Source organism: Knoellia tibetensis (assembly GCF_048606415.1).
GTDB classification, from domain to species: Bacteria; Actinomycetota; Actinomycetes; order Actinomycetales; family Dermatophilaceae; genus Knoellia; species Knoellia tibetensis.
Window position 1 is genome coordinate 740,858 of record NZ_JBMBWF010000001.1, and the last position, 15,534, is coordinate 756,391.

The 15,534-nt window shown below is 71.1% G+C and carries 15 protein-coding genes; 3 read left to right on the forward strand and 12 right to left on the reverse strand.

What is annotated here, in order from left to right:
* Positions 1-13 precede the first annotated feature (13 nt).
* Both ACOJV7_RS03440 and ACOJV7_RS03445 read left to right on the forward strand, forming a co-directional pair.
* Positions 14-1,276 (forward strand): MFS transporter, encoded by a 1,263-nt coding sequence (locus ACOJV7_RS03440; RefSeq protein WP_420188762.1) that lies wholly within the window; start codon positions 14-16, stop codon positions 1,274-1,276.
* Between the two features lie 10 nt (positions 1,277-1,286).
* Positions 1,287-1,589, forward strand: a complete 303-nt coding sequence (locus ACOJV7_RS03445; protein ID WP_420188763.1) for a DUF2087 domain-containing protein — start codon at positions 1,287-1,289, stop codon at positions 1,587-1,589.
* On the opposite strand, the gene ACOJV7_RS03450 is transcribed toward ACOJV7_RS03445, so the two are convergent.
* From ACOJV7_RS03450 to infA, 9 genes are all read right to left on the reverse strand, one after another.
* Entirely contained in the window at positions 1,553-4,105 is a 2,553-nt protein-coding gene (locus tag ACOJV7_RS03450; protein WP_420188764.1) for a glycoside hydrolase family 65 protein, read from the reverse strand. The two genes, ACOJV7_RS03445 and ACOJV7_RS03450, sit on opposite strands and share 37 nt — an antisense overlap.
* Complete coding sequence (locus tag ACOJV7_RS03455; RefSeq protein WP_420188765.1) at positions 4,102-4,815, reverse strand: HAD family hydrolase; 714 nt, start codon at positions 4,813-4,815, stop codon at positions 4,102-4,104. The genes ACOJV7_RS03450 and ACOJV7_RS03455 overlap by 4 nt, the downstream gene beginning before the upstream one ends.
* Before the next feature lie 137 nt (positions 4,816-4,952).
* A complete protein-coding gene (rplQ, locus tag ACOJV7_RS03460; RefSeq protein WP_420188766.1) occupies positions 4,953-5,525 on the reverse strand; it encodes a 50S ribosomal protein L17 in 573 nt (190 codons plus the stop codon).
* Between the two features lie 27 nt (positions 5,526-5,552).
* Entirely contained in the window at positions 5,553-6,593 is a 1,041-nt protein-coding gene (locus ACOJV7_RS03465; protein ID WP_420188767.1) for a DNA-directed RNA polymerase subunit alpha, read from the reverse strand.
* Between the two features lie 208 nt (positions 6,594-6,801).
* Positions 6,802-7,410 carry a 30S ribosomal protein S4 gene (gene rpsD / locus ACOJV7_RS03470; protein ID WP_420188768.1) on the reverse strand — a complete coding sequence of 203 codons (609 nt, stop codon included), beginning with the start codon at positions 7,408-7,410 and terminating at the stop codon, positions 6,802-6,804.
* A gap of 32 nt (positions 7,411-7,442) precedes the next feature.
* Positions 7,443-7,850, reverse strand: coding sequence for a 30S ribosomal protein S11 (gene rpsK, locus ACOJV7_RS03475; protein ID WP_035947000.1), 408 nt, complete (start codon positions 7,848-7,850; stop codon positions 7,443-7,445).
* Positions 7,850-8,227 (reverse strand): 30S ribosomal protein S13, encoded by a 378-nt coding sequence (gene rpsM, locus ACOJV7_RS03480; protein WP_035946998.1) that lies wholly within the window; start codon positions 8,225-8,227, stop codon positions 7,850-7,852. Before rpsM ends, rpsK begins: the two co-directional genes overlap by 1 nt.
* A gap of 235 nt (positions 8,228-8,462) precedes the next feature.
* The gene (gene rpmJ, locus ACOJV7_RS03485) at positions 8,463-8,576 is read right to left on the reverse strand and encodes a 50S ribosomal protein L36 (RefSeq protein WP_009775928.1); all 114 of its coding nucleotides are present in this window, start codon (positions 8,574-8,576) and stop codon (positions 8,463-8,465) included.
* Between the two features lie 95 nt (positions 8,577-8,671).
* Positions 8,672-8,893 carry a translation initiation factor IF-1 gene (gene infA, locus ACOJV7_RS03490; RefSeq protein ID WP_006946284.1) on the reverse strand — a complete coding sequence of 74 codons (222 nt, stop codon included), beginning with the start codon at positions 8,891-8,893 and terminating at the stop codon, positions 8,672-8,674.
* A 223-nt stretch (positions 8,894-9,116) separates the two neighbouring features.
* Here infA and ACOJV7_RS03495 point away from each other — a divergent pair, with 223 nt between their 5' ends.
* Positions 9,117-10,364 carry a CPBP family intramembrane glutamic endopeptidase gene (locus ACOJV7_RS03495; RefSeq protein WP_420188769.1) on the forward strand — a complete coding sequence of 416 codons (1,248 nt, stop codon included), beginning with the start codon at positions 9,117-9,119 and terminating at the stop codon, positions 10,362-10,364.
* 65 nt (positions 10,365-10,429) lie between these two features.
* On the opposite strand, the gene meaB is transcribed toward ACOJV7_RS03495, so the two are convergent.
* From meaB to ACOJV7_RS03510, 3 genes are all read right to left on the reverse strand, one after another.
* The gene (gene meaB, locus ACOJV7_RS03500; RefSeq protein ID WP_420188770.1) at positions 10,430-11,407 is read right to left on the reverse strand and encodes a methylmalonyl Co-A mutase-associated GTPase MeaB; all 978 of its coding nucleotides are present in this window, start codon (positions 11,405-11,407) and stop codon (positions 10,430-10,432) included.
* A 118-nt stretch (positions 11,408-11,525) separates the two neighbouring features.
* Positions 11,526-13,709, reverse strand: coding sequence for a methylmalonyl-CoA mutase (gene scpA / locus ACOJV7_RS03505; protein WP_420188771.1), 2,184 nt, complete (start codon positions 13,707-13,709; stop codon positions 11,526-11,528).
* Positions 13,706-15,499 (reverse strand): methylmalonyl-CoA mutase subunit beta, encoded by a 1,794-nt coding sequence (locus tag ACOJV7_RS03510; protein ID WP_420188772.1) that lies wholly within the window; start codon positions 15,497-15,499, stop codon positions 13,706-13,708. The genes scpA and ACOJV7_RS03510 overlap by 4 nt, the downstream gene beginning before the upstream one ends.
* Between the last annotated feature and the right edge of the window lie 35 nt (positions 15,500-15,534).

Consider the following 15,534-nt stretch of genomic DNA (forward strand, 5'->3'; position numbering starts at 1 on the left):
TACGCTGGCGGTCGTGACTGCGACACGGGCACGCCTTGCGACGAGCGCGGCGTTCGGCGTGCAGGGGCTGCTCTTCATCTCGCTCACGCTTCGGCTGCCCCTCCTGCGCGACCTCTTCGGCCTCTCCGAGCTCGCGCTCTCGGGCCTCATGCTCCTGCTCGTGCTCCCCGCCGGGCTGGGCTCGGTCGTCGCCGAACGCATGGCCGCACGCAGCGACAGCGCGACCACCGTGCGGGCGGCCCTCGCCCTCATCGCCGCCGGGTTCGTCATCCTCGGCGCGGCCACCCGGAGCGACGGCCTGCTGCCCGTCCTCGTCGCCGGTGTCGCGATCTACGGGCTCGGCCTCGGCGCCAACGACGCGGCGAGCAACATGCAGGCGGTGGCACTCGAGCACCGACTCGGCCGGCCGGTCCTGCCGTCGTTCCACGCGGCCTGGACCGCCGGCGGCCTCGTCGCCACCGGGCTGGCGTTCGTGCCGATGCCGTTCCCCATCCTCGCGTGGCTGCTCGCGCTCGCGCCCGCGCTCACCACCCTCGCGCCGTTCCTGCGCCGCGACATCACCGCCGCCCCACCGGTCAGGCCCGATGCCGACGAACCCTCGCTCGCCCGGCTCGGCCTGCCGTGGCGGCGGATCCTGCTCGTCGGTGTGGCGCTCGTCCTCTTCTACATGGTCGACACCGCGGCGACCGCGTGGGGCCCGACCTACCTCAGCAGCGACACGGTGTTCGACGACCCGCCGACGAGCAGTGCGATGGTCGCGCTGGCGACCCTCCCCTACCTCGCCGCGACCCTGCTGGCCCGGGTACTCGGCGACGGCCTCACGGCGCGGTTCGGGCCCACCGCGGTCGTTCGCTCGGGCGCGCTCATCGCCTTCGCGGGCCTGCTCGTCGTCGTCCTCGCCCCGGCCTCGGCGTGGCAGGTCGCCATCCTCGGGTTCTTCGTCGTCGGCCTCGGCGTCGCGGTCATCGCCCCGCTCGCCTTCTCGGCCGCGGCCCGCATCGCCGGAGACGCCTCCGACCCCGGCGACGACTCCGTCATGAGGCAGGCCAGGGTGGACGCGACGATCGCCCGGTTCAACCAGTTCAACTATGTCGGTGCGCTCCTCGGTGCCGTCCTCACCGGTGCCGTCGGGTCGGGCAACCTGCGAATCGGGTATGCCGTCCCACTCGTCCTCGTGCTCGCCCTCGTCCCGCTCGCGCGCCACTTCGCCGGACCCGACCGACGGCGTGCCGAGGGCGGGCGGAAGTCGCTCGCGCGGGGCGCGACGGCTCCCTAGGCTCGCGGGCATGGACCGCCCCGCCCTCACCGACGCCCTTCGCCAGCGCGACACCGTCCTGCGGGCCTTCGTCGGCGCGGACGGGCGGCTCGCGTCGATCCCGACGAGGATCTCGAAGCGGCTGGTCGTCCTCGACCTCGTCGCCCAGGACTTCGAGCTCGGCGAGACCTATCCGGAGGCGCAGGTCAACGAGATCCTGCGGCGGCGCCATCCGGACCACGCCGCGCTGCGCCGCTACCTCGTCGAGGAGGGCTTCCTCGACCGCCGGGACGGCACCTACTGGCGCTGCGGTGGCACCGTCGAGATCGGCTGAGCAGACCCCGCCTGCAGCGCCGCCTCCTCCGCGAGCGTCTCCGGGTCTGTCGGCACCCCCGCGGTGATGACGGTCCCGTCGGCACGCACGACCGGCGCCGGCTGGCGCGGCACGAGGTGGGTGAGGCGCGGCCCCTGTCCGTCGAGCGGGACGCGGGTCGGTCCGTCGGCACCCACCTTGTGGCTCTCGCCGCGGACGGACACCGATACCGGCTCTCCCTCGAGCAGGGTGAACGTGATCGCGTCCGGCTCGAGCACGACGCGCAGTCGGGTGTCGTGGACCCGCAGCGGGAACCGCAGGCTCGGCCACGCGCTCGGGAGGCGGGGGTCGAAGGTGAGCCCGTGGCCGTAGTCGCGCATCCCGGCGAACCCGTAGACGAGCGCGTTCCACACGCCACCGGCCGAGGCGATGTGCACGCCGTCGGAGGTGTTGCCGTGGAGGTCGGCGAGGTCGACGAAGAGCCCGGAGAGGAAGTAGTGCATCGCCCAGTGGTGGTGCCCGACCTCGGCGGCGATGATCGACTGCACGACCGCGCTCAGCGACGAGTCACCCGTCGTGATCGGGTCGTAGTACTCGAAGTTGCGCCGCTTCTCCTCGGAGGTGAAGCGGTCGCCCTGGAGCAGCATCGCGAGGACGACGTCGGCCTGCTTGAGCACCTGGAACCGGTAGATGACGAGCGGGTGGTAGTTGAGCAGCAGCGGCCGCTTCTCCGGCGGCGTCTGCGACAGGTCCCAGAGCTCGCGGTCGAGGAAGTTCTCGTCCTGGGGGTGGATGCCCAGCCCCTCGTCGAAGGGCACCGCCATGTGGGCGGCACAGTCCTCCCACTCGTCGACCTCCCCGTCCTGGAGGTTGAGCCGGGACCGCAGGAGCGCGTATGCCGTCGGGTCCTCCTCGCGCAGCCTCCTCACGACCGCGGCCGCCCGCTCGAGGTTGAAGCGGGCCATGACGTTGGTGAAGAGGTTGTTGTTGACGACCGTCGTGTACTCGTCCGGCCCGGTGACTCCGTGGATGTGGAACGTCCGTCCGCCGTCGACCCTCCAGAATCCGAGGTCGGCCCACAGACGTGCGGTCTCGACGAGGATCTCCGCGCCGTCGCGCCGGAGGAAGTCCCGGTCGCCGGTCGCGTCGCAGTAGCGCGCCACGGCATACGCGACGTCCGCGTCGATGTGGTACTGCGCGGTCCCGGCCGCGTAGTAGGCCGACGCCTCGAGGCCGTTGATCGTCCGCCACGGGAAGAGTGCGCCGCGCTGGGCGAGCTCGCGCGCCCGGGCACGGGCGTGCTCGAGCAGGTTGACCCGGAAGCGCAGGAGGTTCTTGGCGGCGGTCGGGAAGGTGTGGGCGAGGAACGGGACGACGTAGATCTCGGTGTCCCAGAAGTAGTGCCCCTCGTAGCCGCTGCCGGTGACGCCCTTGGCGGCCACGCCGAACTGGTCGGCACGGGCGGCGGCCTGCGCGATCTGGAAGAGGTTCCACCGCACGGCCTGCTGCACCTCGGGGTGACCCTCGACCTCGACGTCGGCGTTGGCCCAGTACTTCTCCACCCAGCTCCGCTGCTGGTCGAGCTGGACCTGCACGCCGTCGCGGCGGACCCGGTCGAGGGTGCGGCGGCAGCGGTCGAAGAGCTCGCGCGCAGGCACCCCTCGGGAGGAGTGGTAGGCGACCGCCTTGGTGACCCGGATGGTCCGCCCCTCGGCGGCGTCGACACGGTAGACCTTCTTGCCGAGGTCGGGCTCGGTGTCGATGAGCTCCTCGACGACGTTGTCGGTCTCGATGGTGTGGTCGGCGCCGACGGCGAGGGTCATGCCCGAGCGGGCGCACTTGTAGCCCAGGATCATCCGACGGTCGCTGTGCCAGTCGCCCTGCGGCACGAGCACCCGCGACGCGAACGCACCGGCCTGACGCGGGTCCCAGCCCCCCTTCCTGGCCATCGCCTCCCGGTCCTGGTACTCGTCGGCGCCGTCCTGCCGGTTGAGGATCTGGCTCGAGATGACGACGGGGGCGCTGCCGGCCAGCATCGTCACCTCGATCGAGAGGATGGCGAGGTGGCGCTCGACGAACGAGATCATCGCGGTCGTGTCGACCTGGACGACCTTGCCCGACGGCGTGCGCCAGACGAGGTGGCGGCGCAGGATGCCGTCGCGGAAGTCGACCGAGCGCTCGTAATCGACGAGGTCGGCGGTCGAGAGGAGCAGCGGCTCGTCGTCGACGTAGAGCTTCATGACCTTGCTGTCGGGCACGTTGACGATCGTCTGGCCGGTGTGGGCGAAGCCGTACGCCTGCTCGGCATGGTGGATGTCCCAGGTCTCGTGGAACCCGTTGACGAAGGTGCCGTGTGCCGCGGACGGCCGGCCCTCGGGCGGGTTGCCGCGCATGCCGAGGTAGCCGTTGCCGATGGCGAAGAGGGTCTCGGTGTGCCCGAGGTCGCCGTCGCTGGGAAAGGTCTCGACGAGCCGCCACTCGTCGACGGGGAAGCGCTCGCGGTCCAGCGGGTCGGACCCGTCGAAGTCGAACCTCACGGCAGCAGCTCCTCGAGGTCGCGCACGACGACGTCGGCACCGGCCGCGGTGAGCCCCTCGGACCCGGCGCCGCGGTCGACGCCGATGACGAGCCCGAAGTCGCCGTCCCGCCCGGCCTTGACTCCCGAGGTCGCGTCCTCGAGGACGACGGCGCGCTCCTTGTCGACCCCCAGCTCGCTCGCGGCGTGCAGGAACGTCTCGGGCGACGGCTTGCCCGCCAGCCCCAGCTCGGCCGCGACCGCGCCGGACACGACGACCGGGAAGCGGTCCGCGATGCCGGCCGCCTCGAGCACCGCCGGCGCGTTCTTCGAGGAGGAGACGACCGCCATCTTCGTGCCGCGTTCGGCGAGGGCGTCGAGCAGCCTGAGCGAGCCGGCATACGCTTCCACGCCGTCGCGCGCGAGGACCGCGTTGAAGGCGTCGTTCTTGCGGTTGCCGAGGCCGCTCACGGTCTCCTCGTCGGGGCTGTCCGACGGGTCGCCCTCGGGCAGCTCGATCCCGCGCGAGGTGAGGAACGCGCGCACGCCGTCGTAGCGGGGGCGGCCGTCGACGTGGTCGAAGTAGTCCTGGTCGGTGTAGGGCTGCTCGATGCCCTTGGACGAGAGGTAGGTGTTGAACATCTCGTCCCACGCCCTCATGTGCACCTCTGCCGTCGGGGTGAGCACACCGTCGAGGTCGAAGAGGGCAGCGTCGTAGGCGTTCCAGTCCATGGCGGCCAGACTACGGAGGTCCCCCGCCCCGACACGAACCGAGACCGGGCGGCGGGACGCGGTCGACGGCATACGGAAGGGCCGGTCACCTCACGAGGAGGTGACCGGCCCTGTCACGTATGCCGTGGAGCAGCAGGTCAGGCCTTGTCGCCCTTGTCCTGCTCGGTGGCCTCGGCGTCCGTGGCCTCGGCCTGCGTGGCCTCGGTCTCGGTGGCCTCCGTCGACGTCTCGTCCACGGTCGGCTCGTCGGTGGCCTCGGCGTCGGCGGCCTTGGCCTCGTCGGCAGCCTTGGACTCCTTGGCGGCACGCTTCGTCGCGCCCTCGGCCTCCTTGACGGTGGCCTTCTTGGCGACGGGCTCGCGGACGAGCTCGATGACCGCCATGGGGGCGTTGTCGCCCTTGCGGGGACCGATCTTCGTGATCCGCGTGTAGCCACCCTGGCGCTCGGCCATGTCGGGGGCGACCTCGACGAAGAGGCGGTGCACGACGCCCTTGTCACGGACGACCGTCATGACCCGGCGACGGGCGTGGAGGTCACCGCGCTTGGCGAACGTGATGAGGCGCTCGGCGAGCGGGCGGAGGCGCTTGGCCTTCGACTCGGTCGTCGTGATGGAGTCGTGCTCGAACAGCGAGGTCACGAGGTTGGCCAGGATGAGCCGCTCGTGAGCCGGGCCGCCTCCGAGACGGGGACCCTTGGTGGGGGTAGGCATGTCTTTACTCCTTGATGTGGGTCAGCGTCAGAGCTGCTCGTCCTCGGCGAACGACGCGTCCTCGGCGTCGTCGGCGTCGGCGAAGCTGAACTCGTCGTCGTAGGAAGCGATCTGGCTCGGGTCGAAGCCGGCGGGGCTGTCCTTGAGCGCCAGGCCCATGCCGTGGAGCTTGGCCTTGACCTCGTCGATGGACTTCTGACCGAAGTTGCGGATGTCGAGCAGGTCCGCCTCGCTGCGACCGACGAGCTCACCCACGGTGTGGATGCCCTCGCGCTTGAGGCAGTTGTAGGAACGGACCGTGAGGTCGAGGTCCTCGATCGGGAGGGCGAGGTCGGCAGCGAGCGCGGCGTCCGTCGGCGACGGGCCCATGTCGATGCCCTCGGCCTCGACGTTGAGCTCACGGGCGAGGCCGAACAGCTCGACGAGGGTCTTGCCGGCGGAGGCGAGCGCGTCGCGCGGGGAGACGGCCTGCTTGGTCTCGACGTCGAGGACGAGGCTGTTGAAGTCGGTGCGCTGCTCGACTCGGGTCAGCTCGACCTTGTAGGTGACGTTGAGGACCGGGCTGTAGATGGAGTCGACCGGGATGCGGCCGATCTCCTGGTCACCGGACTTGTTCTGGGCGGCGGAGACATAGCCGCGACCGCGCTCGACGGTCAGCTCCATCTCGATGCTGCCCTTGTCGTTGAGCGTCGCGATGTGCAGGTCGGGGTTGATGACCTCGACACCGGCCGGGGGCGCGATGTCGGCGGCGGTGACGGCGCCCGCACCCTGCTTGCGCAGGTACATGACGACCGGCTCGTCGTGCTCCGAGGAGACGACCAGACCCTTGATGTTGAGGATGATCTCGGTGACGTCCTCCTTGACCCCGGGGATCGTGGAGAACTCGTGGAGCACGCCGTCGATGCGGATGCTCGTCACGGCGGCACCCGGGATGCTCGAGAGCAGGGTGCGACGGAGGCTGTTGCCGAGCGTGTAGCCGAAGCCCGGCTCCAGCGGCTCGATGACGAACCGGCTCCGGTTCTCGGAGATGACGTCCTCGGAGAGGAGTGGACGCTGTGCGATGAGCACGGTGATTTCCTTCCCACGGGCGACCGCTATATGACGCCTCGTGAAACTGCCGGGGTCTGGCCCCGACCGCCCACGTCACCTCTGTCCGTGACGCAGACAAGCATTCCAGGAGCCGGGCGGGCAGGCCGCGAGGGCTTGCCCGACCGGGCCTGGACGATTCCGGCAGCCGTGTGCGCCAGTGGCGCACACGGCATACCGGGTCGTTCGGTCAGTTCTTGGAGTAGAACTCGACGATGAGCTGCTCGGTGAGCTGGCTGTCGATCTGCGCACGCACCGGGAGCGAGTGGATGAGGATCTGCAGCGAGCCCGGGACGACCTGGATCCAGGCCGGGGTGGGGCGGTCGCCGAAGGTCTCACGGGCGAGCTGGATCGGCAGCTTCTCCGTCGACTGCTTGCGGACGGTGATGATGTCGTACTGCTCGACGCGGTAGGACGGGACGTCCACGCGCTTGCCGTTGACCTCGAAGTGGCCGTGCGTCACGAGCTGACGGGCGGCACGACGGGTGCGGGCGAGGCCCGCGCGGTAGATGACGTTGTCGAGGCGGGACTCGAGGATCGTCAGGATGTTCTCACCGGTCTTGCCGGGGCGGTTCGCCGCTTCCTTGTAGTAGCGGCGGAACTGCTTCTCCATGACGCCGTAGGTGAAGCGGGCCTTCTGCTTCTCCTGCAGCTGGGTGAGGTACTCCTTCTCCTGCATCCGGCGACGGCCGTGCTGGCCGGGCGGGAAGGGGCGCAGGTCGAAGTTCTTGTCGCCGCCGACGAGGTCGACCTTGAGGCGACGCGACTTCTTGGTGATGGGGCCGGTGTAACGAGCCATGTTCTGGGTTCTCTTTCCGTCTTCTCAGGCGCTCAGACGCGGCGGCGCTTGGGCGGGCGGACACCGTTGTGCGGCGAGGGCGTGACGTCCTGGATCGAACCGACCTCGAGACCGGCAGCGGTCAGGGAGCGGATCGCGGTCTCGCGGCCGGAGCCGGGACCCTTGACGAAGACGTCGACCTTGCGCATGCCGTGGTCCATGGCGCGGCGGGCAGCAGCCTCGGCGGCGGTCTGCGCGGCGAACGGGGTGGACTTGCGCGAGCCCTTGAAGCCGACCTGGCCGGCCGAGGCCCAGCTGATGACGGCACCGGTGGGGTCGGTGATCGAGATGATCGTGTTGTTGAACGTCGACTTGATGTGGGCCTGGCCCACGGCGATGTTCTTCTTCTCCTTGCGGCGCACCTTCTTGGCGCCCGCAGCCATACGGCCCTTGGGAGGCATTACTTACCAACCTTCTTCTTGCCGGCGACAGTGCGCTTCGGACCCTTGCGGGTGCGCGCGTTGGTCTTGGTCCGCTGACCGCGGACGGGGAGGCCGCGACGGTGGCGCAGGCCCTCGTACGAGCCGATCTCGACCTTGCGGCGGATGTCGGCCTGGACCTCACGGCGGAGGTCACCCTCGACCTTGAGGTTCTCGTCGATCCAGTCACGCAGGGCGACGAGGTCGGCGTCGGTGAGGTCCTTGACGCGGGTGTTGGGGTCCACGCCGGTGGCGGCGAGGGCCTTCTGCGAGCTGGAGCGGCCCACACCGAAGATGTAGGTCAGTGCGATCTCGACGCGCTTCTCGCGCGGCAGATCGACTCCTTGGAGACGTGCCATCTTGAGATGGTTCCTGTTCTGTGTTTCCGGAGGTCTGGTGCAACGCCGGTCCGGGCTTGCTCCACGGATCTCCGTGGTTCCCGGTCCCCGGCCTCCGGGCCGGGGGTGACGTCCCTCGCTCACCTCTTCAGGTGACGCTCGAGGGGGTCGGGCGCTGCGTTCTCATCATGGATTTCTTGCGTGTGCTCGAAGGCTGTGCCTCGTGCGGGTTCCCTTGCGGGAATGGGGTCTGCGGTCAGCCCTGGCGCTGCTTGTGGCGCGGGTTCTCGCAGATGACCATGACCCGGCCGTTGCGGCGGATCACCTTGCACTTGTCACAGATCTTCTTGACGCTCGGCTGAACCTTCATGTCGCCTTTGCTGTCGTGTCGATCCGTCCCGGGCCAGGACGTCTGTCCCGGGTCTTGCTGGTGTTGCGGGGTGCTGCTGCTGCGGGCGGACCCGGTCAGCGGTAGCGGAAGACGATGCGGCCTCGGGTCAGGTCGTAGGGGCTGAGCTCCACCACCACGCGGTCCTCGGGGAGGATCCGGATGTAGTGCTGACGCATCTTGCCCGAGATGTGGGCGAGCACCTTGTGCCCGTTGGTGAGCTCCACGCGGAACATCGCGTTGGGGAGCGCCTCAACGATGGTGCCCTCGATCTCGATGACGCCGTCCTTCTTGGCCATACCCTCTCAATCCGTTGCTGGCCCCACCCTGGGTGCGGCGCGAAGGCCACCAGTGGAACCATGGAAGTGTGGCCGCGCGTGCGTGAGCACACGAGACCGACGCTCCATCCTACGGGAGCCCGCGCCGAGCACGAAATCGGCGCCTGCCCGTCAGACGAAGGTCGTATGCCGTCCGCGACCGCGGGTCGATGATCCTCCCAGCACGCTCGGTGAGACTGTGCCCATGACCGTGCGCATCGCAGCCGTGGGGGACCCCGGCCACCTCGAGGACCAGCAGTCGCTCGCCCGCGCCAGGGCGCTCTCCCGCGAGGCGGCTCCCGACCTCGAGTGGTCGCCGCTGACGACGCGGCGCGTGGACGGGGCCGACCTCGCCGGCTTCGACGGCCTGTGGTTTCTGGCCTGGCCGGAGGCGCCCGAGGCCGAGGGCCTGCGCCGAGCCGCCTGGGGCGCTCACGGCGCCGGCACCCCCGTCCTCGTGTCGCCGACCGAGCCGCCCGCGTGGTTCGTCGGGCAGGCACGGCACCGTGCGGCATACCGGCTCGCCGCCGAGCACCGCGCCGCGGAGGCCGCCGCACTCGCGGCCGGTGAGCGCGAGCCGCGCACCTACGTGCACCAGATGCGGGGGCCCCGCTACCGCTGGTGGCGGCCGCTCGTCGCGCTGGCCGTGGGCACCGGGATCTGGGTCGTGTCCGCCGCGCTGCTCTCGGTCCCTGCGCTCTTCCTCGTGGACTCCGAGGAGGAGATGGTCAACCCGCTCAACCCGTGGGCCTCGCTGTCGCTCAACCTGCTGCTCGCCGCGCTCGTCCCGGCTACGCTCGTCGCGCTCTGGGCAGGGTTCCGGCGCAGCCCCTGGCGGGTGCTCTCGGTGGCCGGCCGGCTGCGGTGGGGCTGGCTCGGCTGGTGCCTGCTCGTCGTCACCCCGCTCTGGGCGGCCTACCTGCTGCTCACGTGGTTCGTCTTCGACCAGGAGGTCCTCGACCGGCCGGAGCGCTGGGGCGCGCTGCTGCTCATCACCCTGCTCACCACTCCCCTGCAGGCGGCGGGAGAGGAGGTCGCCTTCCGGGGCGGGCTCGTGCAGGGCGTCGGCGCGTGGTTCCGCTCCCCCGTCGTCGCCCTCGGTGTGACGACGTTGCTCTCGACCGCGACCTTCGCGGCGGCGCACGGCTCCGCCGACCCGTGGATCATCATCGAGCTCGGCTCACTCGCGGTCGCCGGCTGCTGGCTCGCTTGGCGCACCGGCGGGCTGGAGGCGGTCATCGTCCTCCACGTCGTCAACAACGTCCTCATCATGGCGACCGGCATCCTGCTCGGCGGCCTCGAGGAGTCCTACGTCTCGGGCGAGTCCCAGGGCTCACCCGTCTCGGCGGCCATGAACGTCGTCGCCACCGCCGTCGTCACCGCGGCGCTCCTCTGGCTGGCCCGGCGACGCGGCATCGCCCCGCCCGGCTGGCGCACCCCCGCGACCGGCTGACCCGCCCCGACTGATGGCGACTTCGCAGAGCTGCGCGCGCAGCGAAGCACTCCGCGAAGTCGCCATCAGTCGCGCCGGGGCAGGAAGAGGTCGAGGACGCGGGCCGCGCCGTCCACGGCGCTGAGCTCGCCGGACCGCACGGCCGCCTCGATCTCGGCGCGCTGCTCGCGGACCGCTGGTGCCGTGCGCACCGCCTCCTCGAGGTGCGACTCGACGAGCGCCCACATCCAGTCCTGCTGCTGCTGGGCGCGCCGCGACTCGAGCGAGCCCTGCGACTCGAGGTGCTCCCGGTGTTCGAGCACCGCCGCCCAGACCTCGTCGAGGCCGGTGCCGGTCTGCGCCGAGCAGGTGAGCACCGGCGGGCGCCGCACGTCGGCGCCCGGGAGCATGAGCCGCATCGCCGCGGCGAGGTCCTTGGCCGCGGCCTTCGCGGGGTTCTCGCCGTCGCCGTCGGCCTTGTTGACCGCGATGACGTCGGCCAGCTCGAGGATGCCGCGCTTGATCCCCTGGAGCTGGTCGCCGGCACGCGCGAGGGTGAGCAGGAGGAAGGTGTCGACCATCTCCGAGACGGCGATCTCGTTCTGGCCGACGCCGACCGTCTCGACGATGACGACGTCGAACCCCGCGGCCTCGAGCACGAGCATCGACTCGCGCGTCGCCCGCGCCACTCCCCCGAGGTGGCGACCGCTCGGGCTCGGGCGCACGAACGCGCAGTCGCTCGCGCTCAGCTCACCCATCCGCGTGCGGTCACCGAGGATCGAGCCCCCGGTGCGCCGCGAGCTCGGGTCGACGGCGACGACGGCCACCTTGTGCCCGGCGTCGATGAGCCGCAGCCCCATCGCGTTGACGAACGTCGACTTGCCCGCGCCGGGAACCCCCGAGACACCGACCCGGACCGCCGAACCCGTGTATGCCGTGAGCTCCCGCAGGAGCGCCCGTGCCCTCTCGCGGTGGTCGGGTCGGCTCGACTCGACGAGCGTGATGGCGCGGGCGACGGCAGCGCGATGACCCGCGCGGACGCCGTCGAACAGCTCGCCCGTCACGCCGCCGCGCGCCCTGAGGTGTGCAGGAGGCGCCAGTCGGCGGTCGCCTGACGAGTCGGTGCCACTGCGGGGCCCGACTGGTCACGCAGGCACCGACTGGTCGGCGCGAGCCGTGCCGTCACGCCTTGACCCCGTCGCCGTGGAGCCGCGAGCGCAGGTCGCCGACGAGGTCGATCGCGGCCGTCGCGATGACGGTGCCGGGCGGGTAGATCGCGTCTGCACCCGCGGCGCGCAGGTCGTCGAAGTCCTGGGTCGGGATGACGCCACCGACGACGATCATGAGGTCCTCGCGACCGAGCGCGTCGAGCTCCTTGCGCAGCGCGGGCACGAGCGTGAGGTGACCGGCGGCGAGCGACGAGACGCCGACGACGTGCACGTCGGACTCGACGGCCTGGCGGGCGACCTCGGTCGGCGTCTGGAAGAGCGGACCCACGTCGACGTCGAAGCCGAGGTCGGCGAAGGCGGTGGCGATGACCTTCTGGCCGCGGTCGTGACCGTCCTGGCCCATCTTCGCGACGAGGATGCGGGGCCGGCGACCCTCGGCCTCCTCGAACTCCTCGACGAGGTCCTGGGCCCGGCGCACCGTGGCGTCGGAGCCGGCCTCGTCGGAGTACACCCCACCGATCGTACGGATCTGGGCGGTGTAGCGGCCGAAGGCCTCCTCTATCGCCTGCGACATCTCGCCGACCGTCGCCTTGGCCCGGGCCGCGTCGATGGCGAGCGCGAGCAGGTTGGTCCCGAGGCTGCCGTCAGAGCCGGCCCGCGCAGCCGCGGTGAGGCGCTCGAGCGCGGCACGGCACACGTCGTCGTCGCGCTCGGCGCGCAGGCGCTCGAGCTTCGCGACCTGGCTGGCGCGCACCGCCGCGTTGTCGACCTTGAGGACGTCGATCTCCTCGTCGAGGTCGGGGACGTAGCGGTTGACGCCGATGACCGGCTGCTGGCCGGAGTCGATGCGCGCCTGGGTCCGGGCCGCCGCCTCCTCGATGCGCATCTTGGGGATGCCGGCCTCGATGGCCTTGGCCATGCCGCCGGCGGCCTCGACCTCCTCGATGTGCGCCCACGCCCGCTCGGCGATGTCGTGGGTGAGCCGCTCGACGTAGGCCGAGCCGGCCCACGGGTCGATGGTGCGGGTCGTGCCCGACTCCTGCTGGATGACGAGCTGGGTGTTGCGGGCGATCCGGGCGCTGAAGTCGGTCGGCAGCGCGATCGCCTCGTCGAGGGCGTTGGTGTGCAGGCTCTGCGTGTGGCCCTGCGTCGCCGCCATCGCCTCGATGCACGTGCGGACGACGTTGTTGAAGACGTCCTGGGCGGTGAGCGACCAGCCGCTCGTCTGGCAGTGGGTGCGCAGGCTGAGCGACTTCGGGTTCTTCGCGCCCTGTTCCTCGACGAGCCGCGCCCACAGGAGGCGGGCCGCGCGCATCTTCGCGACCTCCATGAAGAAGTTCATGCCGATGGCCCAGAAGAACGACAGCCGCGGCGCGAAGCGGTCGACGTCGAGCCCCACGGCCTTGCCCGCCCGGAGGTACTCGACCCCGTCGGCGAGGGTGTAGGCGAGCTCGAGGTCCTGCGTCGCCCCGGCCTCCTGCATGTGGTAGCCCGAGATCGAGATCGAGTTGAACCGCGGCATGCGCTCCGAGGTGAACGCGAAGATGTCGCTGATGATCCGCATCGACGGCTCGGGCGGGTAGATGTAGGTGTTGCGGACCATGAACTCCTTGAGGATGTCGTTCTGGATGGTCCCCGAGAGCTGCTCCGGTGCGACGCCCTGCTCCTCGGCCGCGACGACGAAGAGCGCGAGCACCGGGATGACGGCTCCGTTCATCGTCATCGACACCGACATCTGGTCGAGCGGGATCCCGTCGAAGAGGGTGCGCATGTCGTAGATCGAGTCGATCGCCACCCCGGCCATGCCGACGTCACCCTCGACGCGCGGGTGGTCGCTGTCGTAGCCGCGGTGGGTCGCGAGGTCGAACGCGACGCTCAGGCCCTTCTGCCCGGCGGCGAGGTTGCGGCGGTAGAACGCGTTGGACTCCTCGGCCGTCGAGAACCCGGCGTACTGGCGGATCGTCCACGGCTGGTTGACGTACATCGTGGGGTAGGGCCCGCGCAGGTAGGGCGGGGCGCCCGGAATGGTGTCGAGGAAGTCGAGCCCCTCGAGGTCGGCCTCGGTGTAGAGCGGCGGCACCTCGATCTGCTCGGGCGTCGTCCACACCTGCCCCTCGTCGGCGGCCGCGGCGTCGCCGTCGGCGCCCACCGTCGGCTCCCCGAGCTCGACCTGGCTGAAGTCGGGGATGGTGCTCATGCGGGGTCCTCACGAAGGATCTGGGGGAGCGAAGCGGCGCGGGTCCCACGCTGGGCGTGGGCAGAACTTCGTGGGGTTCCGGGGGCTCCGATGACGTCGAGGAGGGAGGACAGGAAGTCGACGACGTCCATGCCCGGGGTCACGCCCTCGTAGCCCTTGCTCCCCGCGACGAGCACGGCCTCGGAGGGCTCGTCGGCGCCGACCGCCTCGATCCCGGCGACGGTGAGCAGGTTGACCGCGTCGATGCGGCGGTCACCGGCGCGGGGGACGTCGAGCAGCGGCACCGCGACCCGTGGCGGGTGCCCGTGCCGTGCCGCGTATGCCGTGGAGCGGTCCCGCAGCGCTTCGAAGACGGCCGAGTCGCGATGGGGCTCGATGGCCTCCGGCGACACCGACAGCTCCTGGCGCGCACGGCGCTCGAGCGGCCTCTCGCCCGCCAGCGGGAACGTGCTCACCCCGGTGATCGGGCGCACGCGCGTTGCGAGCTCGGCGTCGCGTTCGGCGACGGCGTCGGCGATGCGCTCTGCGACAACGCCGTTCGCGAGCGTGTCGACCATGCCGCCGGCGCGCTCGACCTCCTGGAACGTCACCCACGCCGCCGTCGCGACCTCGTCGGTGAGCGCCTCGACGGCCCACGCACCACCGGCGGGGTCGGTGACGCGACCGACGTTGGACTCCTCGGCGAGCAGGATCTGGGTGTTGCGGGCGATGCGGCGCGAGAACGGCGTCGGCAGGCCCGAGACGGTGTCGAACGGCAGCACCGTGATGGCGTCGGCACCGCCGATGCTCGCGCCGAAGGTGGCCAGGGTGCTGCGCAGGATGTTGGTCCACGCGTCGTCACGGGTGAACATCCGGCCGGACGTCACGGCGTGGGTGAACGCGCCGCGCGACTGCTCGGGCACGCCGATGCTCTCGCCGATTCGCGCCCACGCGCGGCGCAGGGCGCGCAGTGCGGCTGCCGTGAGGAACTGGTCCGCGCCGGCGCTCACCCTGAACTCGATGTGGCGGAAGGCCTCGTCGACGGCGACACCCTCGGCCTCGAGGTGGCGCAGGTAGGCCACCCCCGTCGCGAGCGCGAAGCCGACCTCGTCCGGCACGGTCGCCCCGGCGTCGGCGTGGACCCGGGTGTCGACAGTGATGGCGCGCACCTCACCGTGGTCAGCCAGCCTCGCGACGGCACCGGCGAGCGGTGCGAGGTCGGGGGCCCTGCCGGTGCGGGCCGCCGCGCCGACCGGGTCGTGGCCGAGGTTGCCGGAGCCGGCAGCGGAGGCGGAGAGGACGGCATACAGGGCGTCGGCGGCGGCGACCTGGTCGTCCCACGACGAGACGACGACGGGTGCGAGGTCGAGACGCACGTCCGCGAGCGCCTCGACGACGTCGGCCGGGGCCAGCCCGTCGGCACCGACGTGGAGCCAGACGGAGGTGACGCCGTTCTCGAGGTCGGCGAGGACGGCCCTGCGGGTCGCGGCGGCGTCGGGATCGTCGTGGACCTGGCGGACGTCCCACGGGACGTCGGCGTCACGCAGGGCCCGGCCGCGAGTGAACGGCATGGCGCCGGGAACGCCGATCGGCGCGGTGCTGTCGCCTCGCGTGTAGAGGGGTTCGACGACGAGCCCACCGGGCAGGTGGCTGCGCATCGACGCCACGGCGGCGTCGGTGTCGAGGTGCTCGCCCTCCGGCCGGCTCTTGTTGACCACGGCAGCGGCGAGCTCGCGCCACTCGGCCTGCGTGCGCTCCGGGAAGTGTGCCGCCAGCGTCATCGCCGCGGGCCGCTTCGGGGCCACCGTCATCCACCGCTCCTCTTGGCTGGTCCGTGCGGTCCGCA